Source organism: Hymenobacter sublimis (genome assembly GCF_023101345.1).
GTDB classification, from domain to species: domain Bacteria; phylum Bacteroidota; class Bacteroidia; order Cytophagales; family Hymenobacteraceae; genus Hymenobacter; species Hymenobacter sublimis.
Genome location: NZ_CP095848.1, coordinates 3,819,891 through 3,837,165 on the forward strand (window position 1 = coordinate 3,819,891; position 17,275 = coordinate 3,837,165).

At 61.1% G+C, this 17,275-nt stretch carries 11 protein-coding genes; 8 read left to right on the forward strand and 3 right to left on the reverse strand.

The window, feature by feature from the left end; genetic code table 11:
* Positions 1–96 precede the first annotated feature (96 nt).
* From MWH26_RS15990 to MWH26_RS16000, 3 genes are all read left to right on the forward strand, one after another.
* Positions 97–3,159: a PAS domain-containing sensor histidine kinase gene (locus MWH26_RS15990; protein WP_247975055.1), complete on the forward strand. Its 3,063-nt coding sequence runs from the start codon at positions 97–99 to the stop codon at positions 3,157–3,159.
* Positions 3,160–3,315: 156 nt separating this feature from the next.
* Positions 3,316–4,473 (forward strand): methionine aminotransferase, encoded by a 1,158-nt coding sequence (locus MWH26_RS15995; RefSeq protein WP_247975056.1) that lies wholly within the window; start codon positions 3,316–3,318, stop codon positions 4,471–4,473.
* A gap of 260 nt (positions 4,474–4,733) precedes the next feature.
* On the forward strand, positions 4,734–5,558 hold the full coding sequence (locus MWH26_RS16000) for an amidohydrolase (RefSeq protein WP_311136867.1): 825 nt from the start codon (positions 4,734–4,736) through the stop codon (positions 5,556–5,558).
* A 207-nt stretch (positions 5,559–5,765) separates the two neighbouring features.
* Here MWH26_RS16000 and MWH26_RS16005 read toward each other — a convergent pair whose 3' ends face one another.
* Positions 5,766–8,063, reverse strand: coding sequence for a T9SS type A sorting domain-containing protein (locus MWH26_RS16005; protein ID WP_247975057.1), 2,298 nt, complete (start codon positions 8,061–8,063; stop codon positions 5,766–5,768).
* Between the two features lie 66 nt (positions 8,064–8,129).
* Here MWH26_RS16005 and MWH26_RS16010 point away from each other — a divergent pair, with 66 nt between their 5' ends.
* Entirely contained in the window at positions 8,130–9,428 is a 1,299-nt protein-coding gene (locus tag MWH26_RS16010; protein WP_247975058.1) for a UDP-N-acetylmuramoyl-tripeptide--D-alanyl-D-alanine ligase, read from the forward strand.
* 194 nt (positions 9,429–9,622) lie between these two features.
* Here the strand turns inward: MWH26_RS16010 and rfbC are convergent, their stop codons facing one another.
* Positions 9,623–10,165, reverse strand: a complete 543-nt coding sequence (rfbC, locus tag MWH26_RS16015) for a dTDP-4-dehydrorhamnose 3,5-epimerase (protein WP_247975059.1) — start codon at positions 10,163–10,165, stop codon at positions 9,623–9,625.
* Between the two features lie 45 nt (positions 10,166–10,210).
* Positions 10,211–11,341, reverse strand: a complete 1,131-nt coding sequence (locus MWH26_RS16020) for a glycosyltransferase family 4 protein (RefSeq protein ID WP_247975060.1) — start codon at positions 11,339–11,341, stop codon at positions 10,211–10,213.
* Between the two features lie 148 nt (positions 11,342–11,489).
* On the opposite strand from MWH26_RS16020, the gene MWH26_RS16025 reads away from it, so the two are divergent.
* From MWH26_RS16025 to MWH26_RS16040, 4 genes are all read left to right on the forward strand, one after another.
* A complete protein-coding gene (locus MWH26_RS16025; protein ID WP_247975061.1) occupies positions 11,490–12,275 on the forward strand; it encodes a c-type cytochrome in 786 nt (261 codons plus the stop codon).
* Between the two features lie 195 nt (positions 12,276–12,470).
* Positions 12,471–13,724, forward strand: a complete 1,254-nt coding sequence (gene hflX, locus MWH26_RS16030) for a GTPase HflX (protein ID WP_247977099.1) — start codon at positions 12,471–12,473, stop codon at positions 13,722–13,724.
* Positions 13,725–13,942: 218 nt separating this feature from the next.
* Positions 13,943–15,169, forward strand: a complete 1,227-nt coding sequence (locus tag MWH26_RS16035) for a M43 family zinc metalloprotease (RefSeq protein WP_247975062.1) — start codon at positions 13,943–13,945, stop codon at positions 15,167–15,169.
* A gap of 249 nt (positions 15,170–15,418) precedes the next feature.
* The gene (locus MWH26_RS16040) at positions 15,419–17,119 is read left to right on the forward strand and encodes a GEVED domain-containing protein (protein WP_247975063.1); all 1,701 of its coding nucleotides are present in this window, start codon (positions 15,419–15,421) and stop codon (positions 17,117–17,119) included.
* The last annotated feature ends 156 nt before the right edge of the window (positions 17,120–17,275 follow it).

Below are 17,275 nucleotides of genomic sequence, written 5' to 3' on the forward strand. Positions count from 1 at the left end.
AAAAGATTCCTTTTCCAGCGCAACTGCGCCGCTGGTTTCCGGTAGGGAGGCCGCGGCCGGCAGTATATCTTTGCTTGTTCCTGCCTCTTCCCATTTATGGCCTCCGAGTCCATCGATTTTCAGCTCCTGTTCGAGGCCCTGCCTACCCCGCACCTGGTCCTGACGCCCGCACTCCGGATTGCGGCCCTTAATGATGCCATGTGCCAGCTGCTGGCCCAGCCCCGCGAGCAGGTTGTAGGCCAGCCGGTACTAGCCGTGCTGCCTGCTTACCCTGGCATCCCCGGTGCCAGCCTCTGGCAGGAGGCGCTGCAGGAAGTGGTAACCCACCGCACGGTCCGCAGCCTGGAAGCCCTGCGCTACGAGCTGGCCCCACCCCCCACCGAGGCGGATGCCCCTACCCGGTACTGGCAGGTGCTGCTGCGCCCCGTGCTGGCGCCGGATGGCGAGCTGCGCCATGTGCTGGCGCGGGTGCTCGACGTGACAGACCGGGTAGTGGCTCAGCAGCAGGGGCGGCTTAGCCTCGAAAGCTTCTCGACCCTGGCCCGCACGACCCACGACGCCGTCTGGAACTTGGACCTGCGCACCGGCCACGTGTGGCGCAACGAAACATTCACGGCCCTGTTTGGCTACCCGCTCACGCCTGAAACCCATTCGTTCCAGTTTTGGTACGAGCGGCTTCACCCCGATGATCTTCCCGCCATTGACGCCACCGTAGCGGCGGTGCGGGCGGGGCAGCAAGTGTCTCCTGTCATTACCTATCGGCTGCGGCGGGCTGATGGCAGTTGGGCCGAAGTGGTGGACCGCTACCACATCATCCGCGACGAAATGGGCCAGCCGGTGCGCCTGCTCGGAGCCACCCAGGACGTAACCCAGGCCCGCGCCACGGAGCGCGCCCTGCACCAAAGCCTAGAGCAGTTTCAGCTGCTCGCCGATTTAATTCCTCAGCTCGTGTGGAGCCTGGACGCCGAGGGCCAGAAGCTGTACACCAACCGGCGCTGGGACGAGTATACTGGCCTTAAGCAGTTCACGGACGCAGACTGGGCTGCCCTGGTACACCCCGACGACCGCCCCCAGGCTGCTGCCCGCTGGAACGAGGCCAAGCACGCCGGCACCTACTACCAGTGCGACTACCGCCTACGCGACCAGACGGGGCAGTACCGCTGGTTTCTGGCCCAGGCCCGCCCGGTGCTGGATGAAGCGGGGCAAGTAACCCGGTGGTTTGGCACTTGCACCGATATTGAGGACCAGAAACAGGCCCAACAGCTGCTCGAGAAGAAGGACCAGCAGTTGCAGCTGATTTTGGGCAAGGTGCCAGCCTTGCTGGCTACCCTACTCGGACCCCAGCACGTAGTTAGCTTTATTAATCAGCGTTTCAATGACTTAGTGGGCGGCCAGGCCCGGGTAGGACAAACTGCCCAACAGGCGGCTCCCGTGCTAGCTAACCAGGGCTTATTTGAACTCCTAGATGAGGTGTACGCCAGCGGGCAACCGTTGGTAGAGCAGGAGCGCGCCGTGCTGCTGCCTGCGCCCAGCCCAGGCCCCGACCGCACACGCTACTTCGATTTTACGGCCCAGCCCCTACTCAATGCCGCGGGTGCGGCTCAGGGTATTCTCATCTTTGCCGTGGAGGTTACGGAGCGGGTACGGACCCGCCTGAGCCTGGAAGCGCTGAACCAGGAACTCAGCCGCCAGGATGAGCTCCTGCGGGTGATGACCGAGTCTTTGCCCCAGATTACCAGCATTACCCGCCCCGATGGTTCAGTAGAGTACCTCAGCCCCCAGTGGTTTGAGTACACCGGCCAGACCATCGACGATTTGCCTGATTGCTGGACCTTGGCCCTGCACCCCGACGACACCGAAACCGCCCGCCAGGCCTTCCAGCAAGCCGTAGCCGAAAGCACCGCTTTCAGCGTGGAAGTGCGCCTGCGCCGCCACGATGGGCAGTATCGCTGGCACTTGAGCCATTCGGTTCCTTCCTTCGATGATGCCGGCCAACTCCAGCATTTCTACGGAGCCTGCGCCGACGTGCAGGACCAACGCCTGCTGGCCGAGGAGTTACGCCGCAGCGAGCAGCAGTTCCGCTTTCTGGCCGAGAGTGTGCCGGCCATCGTCTGGACCGCAACCCCGGACGGGGCCATCGACTACCTCAACTCCCGCTGGACCTATTATACGGGCATATCCGTGGAGCAAAGTCTGCGCGAAGGCTGGGCCAACTTGCTTTGGGCGGAGGAGCGGGAAACCGTCTTCAGCGAGTTCAGCCACTGCATTCAAACCGGCACCGACCTGGACATGGAAAGCCGGCTGCTGGATGTGCGCACCGGCCAGTACCGCTGGTACTTGCACCGCGCCCAGCCCCTGCGCGACGAGCACGGCCAGATTATCCGCTGGTTTGGTACCACCGCCGACATCGACGACTACAAGCGAATTCAGCAGCGCCTGGAGGACAAAAACGCGGAACTCACCCGCACCAACCAGGACCTGGACAGCTTCGTGTACGCCGTTTCGCACGACCTCAAGCAACCCATCCACAACATGGCGGGCATCTTTCAGGAGCTGATTCGCACGGCCTTCTTCCGCGACCCGGACGCGGTGAAGCTTATTGCCATGTTCGAGAAGTCCCTGCACCAGATTGACGGTACCATTCACAACCTCTCGGAGCTGGTGCGCATTCAGAAGCTACGCCACGAGCAGCCTGCTGAACTAGTAGACTTGGCCCAACTAACGGAGGAAGTGCTGCTCAGCATCAATGACCAGGTAACCAGCTCCCGGGCCATCATCCACACCGATTTTGCGGCCGTGCCGGCCCTGTTCTTCGTGCAGCCCCACCTGCAAAGTGTGCTCTACAACTTGCTCAGCAATGCCCTGAAGTATGCGGCCCCGCGCCGGAGGCCCCACATTCAGCTACGCACGGCACTGGTGGAAGGGCGGCCGGTGCTGGAGGTGCAGGACAATGGCCTGGGCCTGGATTTGCAGCGCTTTGGCGGCGAGCTGTTTCAGCTGTTTCGCCGCTTCCACGACCACGTAGAAGGGGCCGGCCTGGGCTTGTACCTCGTGAACCGGGTAGTGCAGAACGCCGGCGGCTACCTCACCGTGGACAGCACCGTGGGCGAAGGCACCACGTTTCGGGTAGTGCTGCCAGCCAGCGCCCGCCCGGCATAAACGCACCCAAGTAGTCGTCCGCCGAACGGGTAGCCTGGCCTGATCCGGCTATTGAGGCGGAGGGTCTTATCTTGGCTTTTTTGCGGACTGCTGGGCCGCGGTAGATGCATTGCTGGGGCAAGCGCGCCGGCCCAGGCTATTTTATCGAGTTACGTTATGTCACTACCTCCCCTCGTTTCGAAGCTGCCTGATGTGGGCACCAGTATTTTTTCGGTGATGACCCAGCTGGCCCAGGAAAGCGGGGCCATTAATCTGGCGCAGGGCTTCCCCGATTACGACCCACCCCGGCCCCTGCTGGAGGCCCTGGCCCGCCACGTGCTTACGCCCGGCCACCAGCAATACGCGCCCATGCCGGGCCTGCCGCGCCTGCGCGAAGCCATTGCTGCCAAAACTGCCCGCCTCTACGGCTACACCCCCGACCCAGCCACGGAAATCACCGTCACCAGTGGTGCCACTGAGGCCCTGTACGCGGTGCTAGCCGCCGTGGTCAGCCCCGGCGACGAGGTGCTGATACTGGAGCCGGCCTATGATTTGTACGCTCCCGCCGTGCGCCTGCAGGGTGGCGTGCCGGTGTACGTGCCCCTGCTCCTACCCGATTTTCGGCCCGACTGGGACCGGGTGGCCGCGGCCCTTACGCCCCGCACCCGCCTGCTCATGCTCAACTCGCCCCACAACCCCACCGGTGCCACCCTCACCCCCGAGGACCTCGACACCCTGGCCGGGCTGCTGCGCAACACGCCTACCCTGCTGCTCAGCGACGAAGTGTATGAGCACATGGTGTTTGATGGGCAGCCCCACCGCAGCGTAGTAGGCCAACCTGAGCTGCGCGAACGGGCCTTCGTGCTATCCTCATTCGGAAAAACCTACCACGCTACGGGCTGGAAGGTAGGCTACTGCGTGGCCCCGCCGGCCCTGACGGCGGAACTGCGCCGGGTGCACCAGTTCGTGACTTTCAGCGTGAGCACGCCCACTCAGCACGCCCTGGCCGACGTGCTGCCCGACACCGACCTCTACGATTCCCTACCCGGTTTCTACCAGCAGAAGCGCGACCTGTTCCGGGAGCTGCTGGCTCCTACCCGCTTCCGCCTGCTACCAGTGCGAGGTGGCTACTTTCAAGTGGCTGAATTTCGGGATATTGCTCCGGACTTGGACGATGAGAGCTTTGCCCGCCGCCTCACCCAGGAAACCGGCGTGGCGGTGGTGCCCATTTCCGCCTTCTACCATAACCGCCAGGACCACCGACTGGTACGCTTCTGCTTTGCCAAGCAAGACGCTACCCTGCGCGCGGCCGCTGAGCGCCTGCAGCAGCTGTAAGTACATCGGGCAGTAAGGCATACCTGTCATTCCGAGCAGCGCGAAGAATCTGGGGTTGTCAGGCAACGATTGAACCTAGACTCCTCGCTACCCTCGCCATGATGGGTGTGATGAGCTGGATTACGACCTGGCGTTAGTGGGCTGAGTTCGTGCGGAGAAGATGCGTCTGGCTTTGGCCTGCTAGTAGATAGCCGCAGGCTCCGTATTTCACCGTTTTTTGGTATACTTCACAACTGATCTTCTCCTTAACGCCTGTTGCCGTGTCCGATCTGACAGTCTCCTTCGTGCAGAGCTCCTTGCAATGGCACGACCCCATTGCCAACCGGCAGGAGTTGGGGCGCCATGTTGACGAAATATCCATTCCGACGGACCTGATTGTGCTGCCGGAAATGTTCACCACTGGCTTCAGCATGGACGCCTCCGCCCTGGCCGAACCCATGGATGGCCCCACCACCGACTGGATGCGCCAACTCGCCGCCGCCCGCGACGCGGTAGTGGTTGGCAGCATCATCATCAAAGATCAGGAGGCCTACTACAACCGCTTGCTCTGGGTGCGGCCCGATGGCTCGGTGAGCTATTATAACAAGCGCCACCTGTTCACGATGGCTGGGGAACACCAGGTGTACACGCCCGGCACCGCCCGTCTGATTGAGGAGTGGCGCGGCTGGCGCATCTGCCCGCTGGTGTGCTACGATCTGCGCTTTCCGGTGTGGAGCCGCAATCCGCTCGACAACCCCTACGACCTGCTCCTCTACATTGCCAACTGGCCTGCTACCCGCCGCACCGCCTGGATTACGCTGCTTCGGGCCCGGGCCATTGAAAACCTGGCCTATACCATGGGCGTGAATTGCGTGGGCCTGGATGGCAACGGCCTCGCCTACACCGGCGACTCGGCCCTGCTGGACATGCGCGGTGAATACCTGGTGGAAGTCGGCAACCAGGAAACCAGCATTACCCGCGCCCTGCGCCGCTCCGAACTGGAAGCCTTCCGGGAGCGGTTCCCGGCCCTCCACGACGGCGACCCATTCGAGCTACAGACCCTAATCCGCAGCAGTGAAGCAGAGAAAGCGCGCCTGCTAAAGTAGCGTAAAGTGCACCAGCACTAGCTTCAACACTACCATTCTGAGCGCAACGAGGAATCTGGGTTGTCTCCCTATGGCTTGACCCAGATTCCTCGCCGCGCTCGGAATGACAACCGTTCGGTTTTGTCTTGTCAGACTTGCTTAGAAGCCAGTAGGCCCGGCATAGAAACACAATTGTGCGTTTCTATGCCGGGCCTACTGGCTTTATTTCTAGCGGCCGGCAGTTACTTCTAGGCGGCGCACGGCAGTTTCCCCGGTCAGGGCCTCGCAGCGGACCAGGTAGATGCCAGCGGCTAAACCAGCCAGCTCCAGGCGGTGCTCCCGGGCTGCGGGCGTAGTCGGGCGCACCACCCGGCCGGCCAAATCTAGGAGGGTAACGCGCACCGGCAGAGGCGCTTCCACGGTAGCCGTGGCCACGGCGGGGTTTGGGTACACGTGCAGGGGTAGGGTAGCGCGCGTTGGCTGCTGGGCCGTAACAGTGCGGTTGCGGGTCACGAAGCTGCTGATGCCGCCGCCCTCCAGCCCGATGAACAGCTCGGGCGTACCGTCCCCGGTCACATCGGCGGCGGCGGGGGCGTAATGGAAGCGGGCGGCAGTGCCCAGGCGGCCGGCCTGGAACTGGCTGGTAAGGGCGTTGTAGAACAGATCGGTGCGCCCCGTAAAGGCGCCGGTCTGGGCGCGGTAGTTCGAGAAAAAGCGAATTTCGCCGCTAGCATCGGCCGTGAGCAAGTCCGGGCGGCCGTCCCCGTCGAAGTCGGCTACGGCAGGATGCAGGTTGCTGGGCCGGGTGCCGGTGCTGGTCCGGATCTGCCCGAAGTCAGCGTCCTGGAGCACAAACGTCTGGCTTACGGCCGTGGCGCCCACGTTGCGGTAGTAGCGCAGGGAGCCCACCGGCACATCGAAATAGTTGGTACCCAGGAGCAAATCCACCCGCCCATCGGCATCCACATCGGTAAAGCAGGGAGCGTCGCCGGGGGTGCTGGGCAGGTTGCTGAAGGTAGCCGTAGCGGCCGTATTGAACACGGCGGCCCGGCCGGCAGCGGCCGTATTCAGCACGTAATAGAGCGGGCTAACGGTAGCGGTTTGCGCCGCCGAATACACCAAATCCACTGCCCCGTCGCGGTTGATATCGGCCAGCGCCGGCTTCAACGAAGTAAACTTGCGGCTGCTCAGGTTAAGGTAGTCGTTGGTAACTAGTTGAAACACTGGCTTGGCCACCGTACCGGCATTGCGGTACAAGCTGAGCGTGGCCCGGTAAAAGCCCCGGGCATTGTTGCGGTTCACGCTACCCACCAACATGTCCACCAGCCCGTCACCGTCCACATCCCCGAAGGTAGGAGCCGCCGCTTCGCTGAAATCCAGCATGTCGCGCTGCAGGAAGTCGGTTTGCTCGCGCACCAAGGTAGGCACAGCGCCGGTGCCCGCGTTGCGGTACAGCCACACCGACTGGCGGGTGTCCACGGTGTCTACGTTGTCGTAGAGGTTGGGGGCCACCAGCACGTCGGGGCGACCATCGAAGGTAACATCAGCCACGTAGGCGCCCGGGAAGTTGGGCACGCGCGCGGCGGCCGTGCCGGTTGGGAAGCTCAGGTTCTGGCCCGCGCTACTCATGCGGGCGGTTTGGGCCGTGCCATCGTTGCGCAGGCTGATTAGCTCCGGGCAATTGTCGCGGCCGGTTAGCACGTCTTGGTCCCCATCGCCGTCCAGGTCCCAGAGCGTGATGTTAAAGCCGCCCGTATGCTGGGGCCGAACCGCGGCCGGCCGGCACTGGTTGGGGGCGAAGGCGAAACCGGTGCAGCTGCCGAAGCAGGCCGCAAAACCGCCCCAGTAGTAGGAACCCTGCTCGAATTGCAGGCCGCCGCAGGCGGTAGTACTGGTGTTGCGGAAGTAGTTCACGGCCGGCACCGAGGAGGCAAAATCGAAGGTCACCACGTCCAGGCGCCCGTCCCCGTCCACGTCCCGGATGTCGGGCATGTTGTAGCCCCCAGAGGTGATGTTGATGTTGCCGCCGGTGGGGCTGGGATCAAAGTAGGTCAGCTGGCTGGTAATCAACTGAAAGCCGGGCCGTCCGGCGGAGTTGGCTACGTGGCGGTACACCCGAATGTCGCCCCCGTTGGCGTAGGTGAATAGGTCGGGCCGGCCGTCGCAGTCGTAGTCGCGCAGCAAGGCCCAACTCTGCAGGCCCGCCGGAAACAGGGTTTCGTACTCGGGTGCGTACTGCCAGGCACGGCCGGTAGTAGTGGCTACACTAAGAAAGGTAAATACCCGCCCCACGGCCCGGTCGAACACGAACAGGTCGGGCTGCTGGTCGGCATTTAGGTCGATGTTGGAAAACTGAGGCGAATTCAGCCCACCCGTCCAGGCATTGCGCAGGGTATCGGTGCCGTGCACTACTTTTGCCACGGCCTGGTATTCAAAGCCGAAGAGCGCACTGCTCTGGGCCGCTGCCGTGAGGGAAAAACCACTCAGCAGAGCGGCAAGGTAGCTTCCGGTAAAGTACTGGCGCATGCATACGGGCGTTATGGTCCGAGTTACGAACACACTTCTATTGCTCTAAGTTACATGCAAAACCGCATGCTTGACCTTCCGGCTCTGTACGACCGGTTCCGCACCGCTTCGGCCGTCAGCACCGACTCGCGTCAGCCCCAGGACAACACCCTGTTCTTTGCCCTGAATGGCCCCTCCTTCCGGGGCCGCGACTTTGCCCCCCAAGCCCTGACGAAAGGCGCCTGCTACGCCGTAGTGGACGACGAGGAGCTAGCCGCCCGGGACCCGGAGCGCTACACCTACGCCCCCGACCCGCTAGTGGCCCTGCAGGAGTTAGCCCACTACCACCGGCGGCAGCTCATCATTCCGGTGCTGGCCATTACCGGCTCCAATGGCAAAACCACTACCAAGGAGCTAGTGCACGCCGTACTCCGCCAGCGCTACAAAGTGCAGTACACCCGCGGCAACCTCAACAACCACATTGGCGTGCCGCTCACCTTGCTCAGCATCCGACCCGGCGAGCATGAGCTGGCCATTGTGGAAATGGGAGCCAACCACCAAGGCGAAATTGAGCTACTCTGCCGCTTGGCCGAGCCTACCCACGGCCTAATTACCAACATCGGCAAGGCCCACCTCGAAGGCTTTGGCGGCGTGGAAGGCATTGTGAAAGGCAAGGGCGAAATGTTCCGGTTTCTGGAGCAGGTACATGGCACGGCCTTCGTGAATACCCTGGACGCCCGCCTGCCCGGCATGGCCGCTGGCATTTCGGACCAGGTTACCTACCCCGGCCCCACTGACACCTACCCCGCCGAGCTGGTAAGCACGGCCCCGCAAGTAGTGGTGCGCTTGTTTGACGGCACAGAGGTAGCCGTCCAGATTACCGGCGGCTACAACTTCCCTAACCTGGCTGCCGCCGCCGCCGTGGGCGCTTACTTCCAGGTGGAGCCCGGCGCCATTGCCCAGGCCCTGGCCGCCTACGCCCCCACCAACAACCGCTCCCAACTGGTACGCACGGCCCACAATGAGCTGGTGCTGGATGCCTACAACGCCAACCCCAGCAGCATGGCGGCCGCCCTGAACAGCTTCGCGGCCCGCCCCGGCAACCCCGCCGATAAGGTGGTTATCCTGGGTGACATGTTTGAATTGGGCCCGGAAAGCGAGGCTGAGCACCGCGCCCTCGGGCAGCTGCTGCGCGGCCTACCCTTCGGCACCGTTGTGCTTATTGGGCAGGATATGCGCCACGCCTCCACCGAGCCGGCATTTTTGCACTTCGCTACCAAGCCCGAGGCCGCGGCCTGGCTCCAAGCCCACCCTCAGCGCGGCCGTCAACTCCTCATCAAAGGCTCCCGCGGCATGGGCCTGGAAACTTTGGTAGAACTGGTTTAAGGTGAGATGATGAGTGAAGTAGCTCTTAGCAAATCTACTTATATAAAAAGCCTGTCATCCTGAGCGGAGCGAAGGACCTTATCACACATGAACGAGTCGTAACAACGATTGTCGTACTGATGTGATAAGGTCCTTCGCTCCGCTCAGGATGACAGACGGTTTAGCTACTTTACTCACTCACTCACTCACTCACCTTAAAAAGGGCTGTCGAAGTTAGCCAGGGTAGGCAAAACCTGGTCCTTGGCTGATATGGTAGCATTCTGGACGCCCCAGTTAATACCCAGGGCGGGGTCGTTCCAGAGCAGGCCGCCTTCGGCCTGGGGGGCGTAGTAGTTCGTGCACTTATAAAGGAAGAGGGTATTGTCTTCCAGGGCCGTGAAGCCGTGGGCAAAGCCTTCAGGCACATACAGCATATTGAAGCGCTCCGCGTCCAGCTCTACCATCACGTGCTGGCCGTACGTGGGTGAGTTGCGCCGAATATCGACTACCACATCAAGGGCGCGGCCCTGGGCCACGCGCACGAGCTTGGCCTGGGTGAAAGGCGGCTTCTGGAAGTGCAGGCCCCGCACCACGCCCCGGTCGGAGCGCGACTGATTGTCCTGCACCCACTGGCCGTGAATGCCGGCGTCCTGCATTTTCTGAGCGCTAAAGGACTCGAAAAAGGCCCCGCGGGCATCGCCAAACACCCGCGGCAATATTTCCACTACCCCCTGAATATCAAAGTATTTAAACTCCATACACTACACGTTAGTTAAGCGACTGTGGCCGCAAGTTAGCTATAATTAGAGGCGGCTGGAATTGGTTTTAGTCACTTCGCGCACGATGGTCAGGTACTTGTCCAGCACAATCTGCTCGTCGAATTTGCGCTCAGCCAGCTGGCGGCCAGCCTTGCCCATCTGTTCCAGCTCCTGGTTAGGCAGCTCCAGCACCTGGCGCATTTTAGCGGCTAAGTCGGTGGCGTTGCGCACCTCACAGAGCAGGCCGTTCTGGCCATCTACCACGGTTTCGCGGCAGCCGGGCACGTCGGTAGTAACGATGGGTTTGCCCATGGCGGCGGCTTCGAGCAGGGTTTTGGGCGTACCCTCGCGGTAAGACGGCAGCACCACGCAATCGGCCTGCCGAATGTGGGCCGCCACGTCGTCGGAGGTACCCAGGTACTCCACGTGGCCAGCCTGCAGCCACTGCTCAAATACGGCGCGCTTCACGCCTACCCCGCCCGACTCATCGATACCGCCCAGCAGCTGGATGCGGGCGGTGGGGTGGGCGGCGCGCACTAGCTGGGCTGCCTCGAAGTACTCCTCCACGCCCTTCTCATAGAGCACCCGGGCAATCATGAGGAAGGTAAACGGCTCGTGTCGCTCAAACGTGGCAGCGGGCCGAAACCGCTGGGTGTCAATGCCGGAGCCGGGTAGCACATCGGTAATGCGGGCCTCTACCAACCCGTGCTGCAGAAAGAGCTGCCGGTCGTCGTTGTTCTGGAAAAATACCCGCTTGGGAAACTTGAAGGCGAAGCGGTAAAGGCCCAAAGCCACCCGGCTCACAAAGTTTTTCACAATGAATACCGTGCCCAAGCCCGACACATTATTAACACTAGGGATACCGGCCAGCTTGGCGGCCAGCGTGCCGTAAATGTTGGGCTTGATGGTGTAGTGCAGCACCACGTCGGGCCGCTCGCGGCGGTAGATGCGGTAGAAGCGGCGGGTCAGCTGGGCGTCCTTTACGGGGTTAGTGCCCTTGTTTTCCATCAGGATAGGGACGTAGCGGCAGCCTAGCTCGGTTTCCAACCTCGCCGAATAATCGTCGGGTGGCGCAATGGCCAGTACCTCGTGGCCGGCCGCCTGCAGGGCCTTCACCAGGCTGCGCCGGAAGTTCCAGATATTCCAGCTGGTATTAATAACAACGGCAACGCGCATTCAGGGAGAGGTAAGGGGCCAGGAAGAGAATGCAAAGGTACGAGCCCAGGCGGGCTGGGTTATACTCGTGCCGAATAAGGTAGCGCCGACCGGCTTCAGCTTACGGACTGGGGCATTCCCCACCGCCGGGGCGTATCTTTGCGGTTCTATGGCTGCATTTCCTTTCCTGCTACGCCTGCACCAGCTGGTGGTACTGGCGTTTCTCTTGTTTTATGCTTTTAAAGCGGGCTTGCTCGTGCTGGGCCGCCTGGACACGCTGCGCACCGTCCGGGCCCGTACCCGCCTAGCCGACTCCGGGCTGGGGTTGTTGATTCTGGCCTCAGGCGGGGCTTCGCTGGCGCTTTACCCGGGCGGGGCGCCGGGGTGGCTGTGGGTGAAGCTAGGCCTAGTGCTGGTGCTACTTCCCCTGGCTATTATGGCGATGCGGCGGCAGTTCAAGCCCGGCGTGGTGCTTACGTTTCTGGGGTTTCTGTACGTGTACGGCGTATCCGAAACCGGCTCCCCGACCCTGCAGCAAGCGCAAGCCTCTAGCGCTTCAAACGGCGCGGCCGCCTACGCCCCGGGCCGGGCCGAAGCCACGGCTACTCCGGAAGCCGTGGCGCCCGTGGATACTGCCCGGGCCGCAGCCAGTCTTTCAGCCGCTGAGGCAGCCACACTGGCCGCGGCCGCCGACGCTCCGGCATCAGCAGATGAGGCGCTGGTGGCGGGCAAAGCTCTGTTCGTGCAGCAGTGCGCCGTTTGTCATGGTCCGGATGGCAAGCTGGGCCTCAATGGCGCTTATGATCTGACTAAGAGTAACCTAACCCAGCAGGGCCGCATATATCAGGTTACCCACGGCAGCATCAGCAAGAAAATGCCAGCCTTTGGCGGAAAGCTCACCCAGCAGCAAATTGAGCAAGTTGTGGCCTATTCGCTTACCCTTAAGAAGCCGTAACGCACTCCGGGCATCTTCCTGGGCTACTCTCACGTTTAGTAAGCCGACACCCGTCTACTTCCCGCCCCTTCACCTACCTTCCTACCCCGCACTACCTTTTTCATGGCCAATAAACCCGCCTCCAAAGGCCGAAAACCGGGCAAAAGCACCCGCCACCCCGGCGCCACCGACAACGTGAAAGGCCGCGTAGGGCGCATGCTGGCCAAGTCAGAAAAGAACGGCACCTACGAAACCTCGCCCGAGGCTGAAACCGCCGTGCTGGTGGCCGTGCCCGACAAACGCCAGGCCGACGCCCGCACCCAGGAATACCTTGATGAGCTGGAGTTCCTGGCCGAAACGGCCGGCGCTACGGTCACCAAACGCTTCGTGCAGCGCCTCGACAAGCCCGACATCCGCACGTTTGTGGGCGAAGGCAAGCTAGCCGAAATTAAGGCCTACGTGGAGCACACCAAGGCCAGCATGGTTATTTTCGATGATGACCTTTCGCCCTCCCAGCTGCGCAACCTGGAGGCCGAACTGCTGGTCAAAATCGTGGACCGCTCCCTACTTATCATTGATATTTTCGCGCAACGGGCCAAGTCTGCTACCGCCCAAACCCAGGTAGAACTAGCTCAGTATCAGTACCTGCTCCCGCGCCTGACGGGCCTCTGGACTCACCTGGACAAGCAGCGAGGTGGCGGCGTGGCCCAGCGCGGACCGGGTGAAACAGAAATCGAGACGGACCGGCGCGTAGTGCGCGACCGGATAGCCTTTCTCAAGGACCGCCTCAAGGAGCTAGACAAGCAAACGACCACCCAGCGCAAGTCGCGCACGGGCATTGTGCGGGTGGCTTTGGTCGGCTACACCAACGTGGGCAAGAGCACCATTATGAATCTGCTGAGCCGCGCCGACGTGTTTGCCGAAAACAAGCTGTTTGCGACCGTCGACTCTACGGTGCGCAAGGTGGTCCTGGAAACCATGCCCTTCCTGCTGTCCGATACCGTCGGGTTTATCCGCAAGTTGCCTACCCGCCTGATCGAGAGCTTTAAGAGCACCCTCGACGAAATTCGGGAGGCCGACTTGCTGGTGCATGTGGTAGATATTTCCCACCCTACCTTCGAGGAGCAAATTGAAGTAGTTAACGCCACGCTTAAAGACATCGAGGCCGCCGATAAGCCGATGTTGCTGGTGTTCAACAAGATCGACCGGTATAATCATGAACCCGTGGCCAGCTCTACCGAAGGCTTCGAGGAAATGAATACGGACGAAGATGCGCCGGCCGCGCGGCCTTCCCTGGAGCAGCTGAAGGCTACGTACATGGCCAAGCTCCACGATCCGGTCATCTTCATTTCGGCTCAGGAGCGGGAAAACATTGACGAGCTACGGGCCCTGCTCGTACGCCACGTTTCGGCTATTTATCAGGAGCGCTACCCTTCCGTGCATCCTATCCAGGAGGAAACGGAATTTTAGTATAGGCTTAGAACTCAGCTTTTGAACGCCCGGCTTTGCAGCCGGGCGTTTTTTATTAACACTTCGTCTGTTCTTCCATAAACTTTAAATATTTCATATCAAATACAACCTTTCATTAACAATAAAGTAATAATTGCCTATATTTAGCCTCCTTGTCCACAACCACTCACAAGTACATGAAGAAAACTTTCTACTCTCTCACTCTGGGCTTACTATCCATGGCATCTGCTGCTTCCGCGCAGCAGGGCCAGCTCGGCAACATTGCAGATCGTTTGGCCTCGGCTCCCCAGTCGCGCCAGTGCGCTACTATGGATGTTCTGAACGCCCAATTGGCAGCTGATCCGGCCCTGGCCCAGCGCATGGAGCGCATCGAGTCGCAAACCCGCCAGTACGTGAGCAACCCAGCCTTGAAGCGCACCACGGCGGCCATTACCATTCCGGTGGTCGTGCACGTGCTCTACAACACGGCAGCTCAGAATGTATCGGATGCGCAGGTACAGGCCCAGATTGATGTGCTGAACCAGGACTTCGCCAAGCTCAACGCCGACGCCAGCCTGATTCCGGCGGCCTTCGCGGGGGCAGCGGCCAACACGAACATTCAGTTCACGCTGGCCAAGCGGACGCCCACGGGCAGCGCTACTACTGGCATCATCCACAAAGCCACCAAAACCACGTCCTGGAGCTCCAACGATGCCGTGAAAAACTCCAAGCGCGGCGGCGACGATGCCTGGGATGCTACCAAGTACCTCAACATTTGGGTATGTAACCTGGGCCAGGGCCTGCTGGGCTACGCGCAATTTCCGGGTGGTGCAGTTGCTACCGATGGGGTAGTAGTGCTGTATTCGTCGCTGCCCGGTGGCACGGCCAAGCCCTACGACAAGGGCCGGACGGCTACCCACGAGGTAGGTCACTGGCTGAACCTGCGCCACATTTGGGGCGACGCCTCCTGCGGTAATGACCTGGTAGCAGATACTCCAACCCAGCAAACCAGCAACTACGGCTGCCCCACTTTCCCGAAAGTGACCTGCTCGAATGGTCCGAACGGGGACATGTTCATGAACTACATGGACTACACCGACGATGCCTGCATGTACATGTTCACCAACGGTCAGTCTACCCGCATGAACGCCTTGTTTGCTACGGGCGGTGCCCGCGCCGGTCTGGCTACCTCTACTGGCGGCACTGCCCCGCTGATGGCTACCACGACGGCGGAGTCGCTGACGGTTTACCCGAACCCAACTACCGATCAGCTGTCGATCCGCACAGGCCTGAACACGCCGGCGGCTAACTGGAGCGCCAAGGTGTACGACCTGCGCGGCTTCGAAATGAAGCAGATTCGCACGACCAACGGTGACGTGGACGTATCCAGCCTGCCCAACGGCCTGTACCACCTCGTGCTCAGCGATGGGAAATCGACCCAGCACCAGAGCTTCCGTAAAGAGTAGGGTTTCCTATTCTGCTACTCTCGCAACACCCGCCCGGTACGCACCGGGCGGGTGTTTGTATTTATTGGAGTCGTCTTCTCGTAAAGAGAACCCCTATAATTTGGCCAAATATGAAATTTACATCAGTTATACGCTCATATATTTAAATATTTTCAATAATTTGGACGCTTCGCCCCCTTTCTTCACAACCTTCACACCTATCTACCGTCCTCACTTTTCTGCTCACCAACACAACCAAAACCCCTTTCTATGAAAAAAACCATTTACGCAATGACGCTGGCTTGCTTAGGGCTGGGCGCTTCTCTTACGGCTGAGGCCCAGCAGGTTCGCCAGTGTTCCACCATGGAAAACTTGGCCGCCCAGATGTCCGCCGATCCGGCTCTGGCCCAGCGGCTGGCCTCCATTGAGGGCCAGACCCAGCAGTTCATCAACAGCCCAGTAGCCAAACGCACCACAGCCGTAGTAACTATTCCGGTGGTTGTGCACGTGCTCTACAACACCGCGGCTCAGAACATTTCCGACGCCCAAATTCAGTCCCAGCTTGCGGTGCTGAACGAGGATTTCAGCAAAACCAACGCCGATGCTAGCAAAACGCCAGCGGCTTTTGCCGGGCTGGCGGCCAATGCCAACATCCAGTTTGTGCTGGCCAAGCGCACGCCGGCGGGCACTGCTACCACGGGCATTGAGCGCAAATCGACCACCAAAACCAGCTGGGGTACCGATGACGCCATGAAAAAAGCCAGCCTCGGCGGCCTGGACGCCTGGGATGCTACCAAGTACCTGAACCTGTGGGTGTGCAACCTGTCGGGTGGGGTGCTGGGCTACGCGCAGTTTCCGGGTGGTGCAGTTGCTACCGATGGCGTGGTAATTCTGACGTCGGCTTTCGGGCGCGGCGGGTCGGCTTCGGCTCCGTTCAACCTGGGTCGGACTGGTACGCACGAGGTAGGCCACTGGCTGAACCTGCGCCACATCTGGGGCGACGCCTCCTGCGGCAATGACCTAGTTTCGGACACCCCAACCCAGCAGACCCAGAACTACAGCTGCCCTACCTTCCCGAAAGTGACGTGCTCGAATGGTCCGAACGGGGACATGTTCATGAACTACATGGACTACACCGATGACGCCTGCATGTACATGTTCTCGAATGGGCAGTCCTCGCGCATGAACGCCCTGTTTGCTGCTGGCGGCGCCCGTGCGGGTCTGGTTACTTCTACCGGCGGCACTGCTCCTGGTGGCACTACCCCGACCACGCCCACGTATTGCGCTTCTAAAGGCACCAGCGTAGCCTACGAGTGGATTGACCTGGTGCAGCTGGGCTCGATTAGCCGCACCTCCGGCGCCAACGCTGGCTACTACGACGGCACGGCCCTGGGCACAACCGTAACGGCGGGCACGGCCCAGACCATCAGCTATTCGGCCGGTTACGCCTCCACGGCCTACACCGAGTACTGGAAAGTGTACATCGACTACAACCAGAACGGCGTGTTCACCGATGCCGGCGAACTGGTAGCCAGCCGGAGCGCCGCCTCGGCCAGCACCCTGACCAGCACGTTTACGGTACCGGCCACGGCCAAAACCGGCAAAACCCGCCTCCGCATTGTGATGAGCGACGCTTCCGCTACGACCAGCTGCGGCAGCTACAGCTACGGCGAAACCGAAGACTACAGCATCACGATTTCCGGCGGCACGGCGCGTCAGTCGGGCGCTATAGCTGAGGCAGCTTACCGCATTTTCCCGAACCCGGCTACCGATGTGCTCAACATTGAAGTTCCGGCTACCATCAACGCCAGCGCCGTAACGGTAAAGGTGCTGGATGTGCGCGGCGCCGAAATGAAGCAGGTAACCTTCGATGGCAACCTGCTCAACGTGGGGCAGCTGGCCAAGGGCGTATACATGCTGCGCATCGCCGATGGTCAGCAGGTGACGCACCATCGTTTCGTGAAAGAATAGCGGATGCCTACCCCGGGCCACCGGCATGGCCTAGCTGACTTCCGTATGAAAAGACTCGCTCATTCCTGAGCGAGTCTTTTTCTTTATCGATTATTTACCGGCCCGATTTTGGGTGGGCCGCCTGCCCAGAGCAAAACCTTTTCCTAACCCCACAGT

What these genes read in the sequence shown, in the direction of transcription:
- MWH26_RS15990 (WP_247975055.1), top strand. Translation starts at nt 97, where the DNA reads ATGGCCTCCGAGTCCATCGATTTTCAGCTCCTGTTCGAGGCCCTGCCT.
- MWH26_RS15995 (WP_247975056.1), top strand. Translation starts at nt 3,316, where the DNA reads ATGTCACTACCTCCCCTCGTTTCGAAGCTGCCTGATGTGGGCACCAGT.
- MWH26_RS16005 (WP_247975057.1), bottom strand. Translation starts at nt 8,063, where the DNA reads ATGCGCCAGTACTTTACCGGAAGCTACCTTGCCGCTCTGCTGAGTGGT.
- MWH26_RS16010 (WP_247975058.1), top strand. Translation starts at nt 8,130, where the DNA reads ATGCTTGACCTTCCGGCTCTGTACGACCGGTTCCGCACCGCTTCGGCC.
- rfbC (WP_247975059.1), bottom strand. Translation starts at nt 10,165, where the DNA reads ATGGAGTTTAAATACTTTGATATTCAGGGGGTAGTGGAAATATTGCCG.
- MWH26_RS16020 (WP_247975060.1), bottom strand. Translation starts at nt 11,341, where the DNA reads ATGCGCGTTGCCGTTGTTATTAATACCAGCTGGAATATCTGGAACTTC.
- MWH26_RS16025 (WP_247975061.1), top strand. Translation starts at nt 11,490, where the DNA reads ATGGCTGCATTTCCTTTCCTGCTACGCCTGCACCAGCTGGTGGTACTG.
- hflX (WP_247977099.1), top strand. Translation starts at nt 12,471, where the DNA reads ATGCTGGCCAAGTCAGAAAAGAACGGCACCTACGAAACCTCGCCCGAG.
- MWH26_RS16035 (WP_247975062.1), top strand. Translation starts at nt 13,943, where the DNA reads ATGGCATCTGCTGCTTCCGCGCAGCAGGGCCAGCTCGGCAACATTGCA.
- MWH26_RS16040 (WP_247975063.1), top strand. Translation starts at nt 15,419, where the DNA reads ATGAAAAAAACCATTTACGCAATGACGCTGGCTTGCTTAGGGCTGGGC.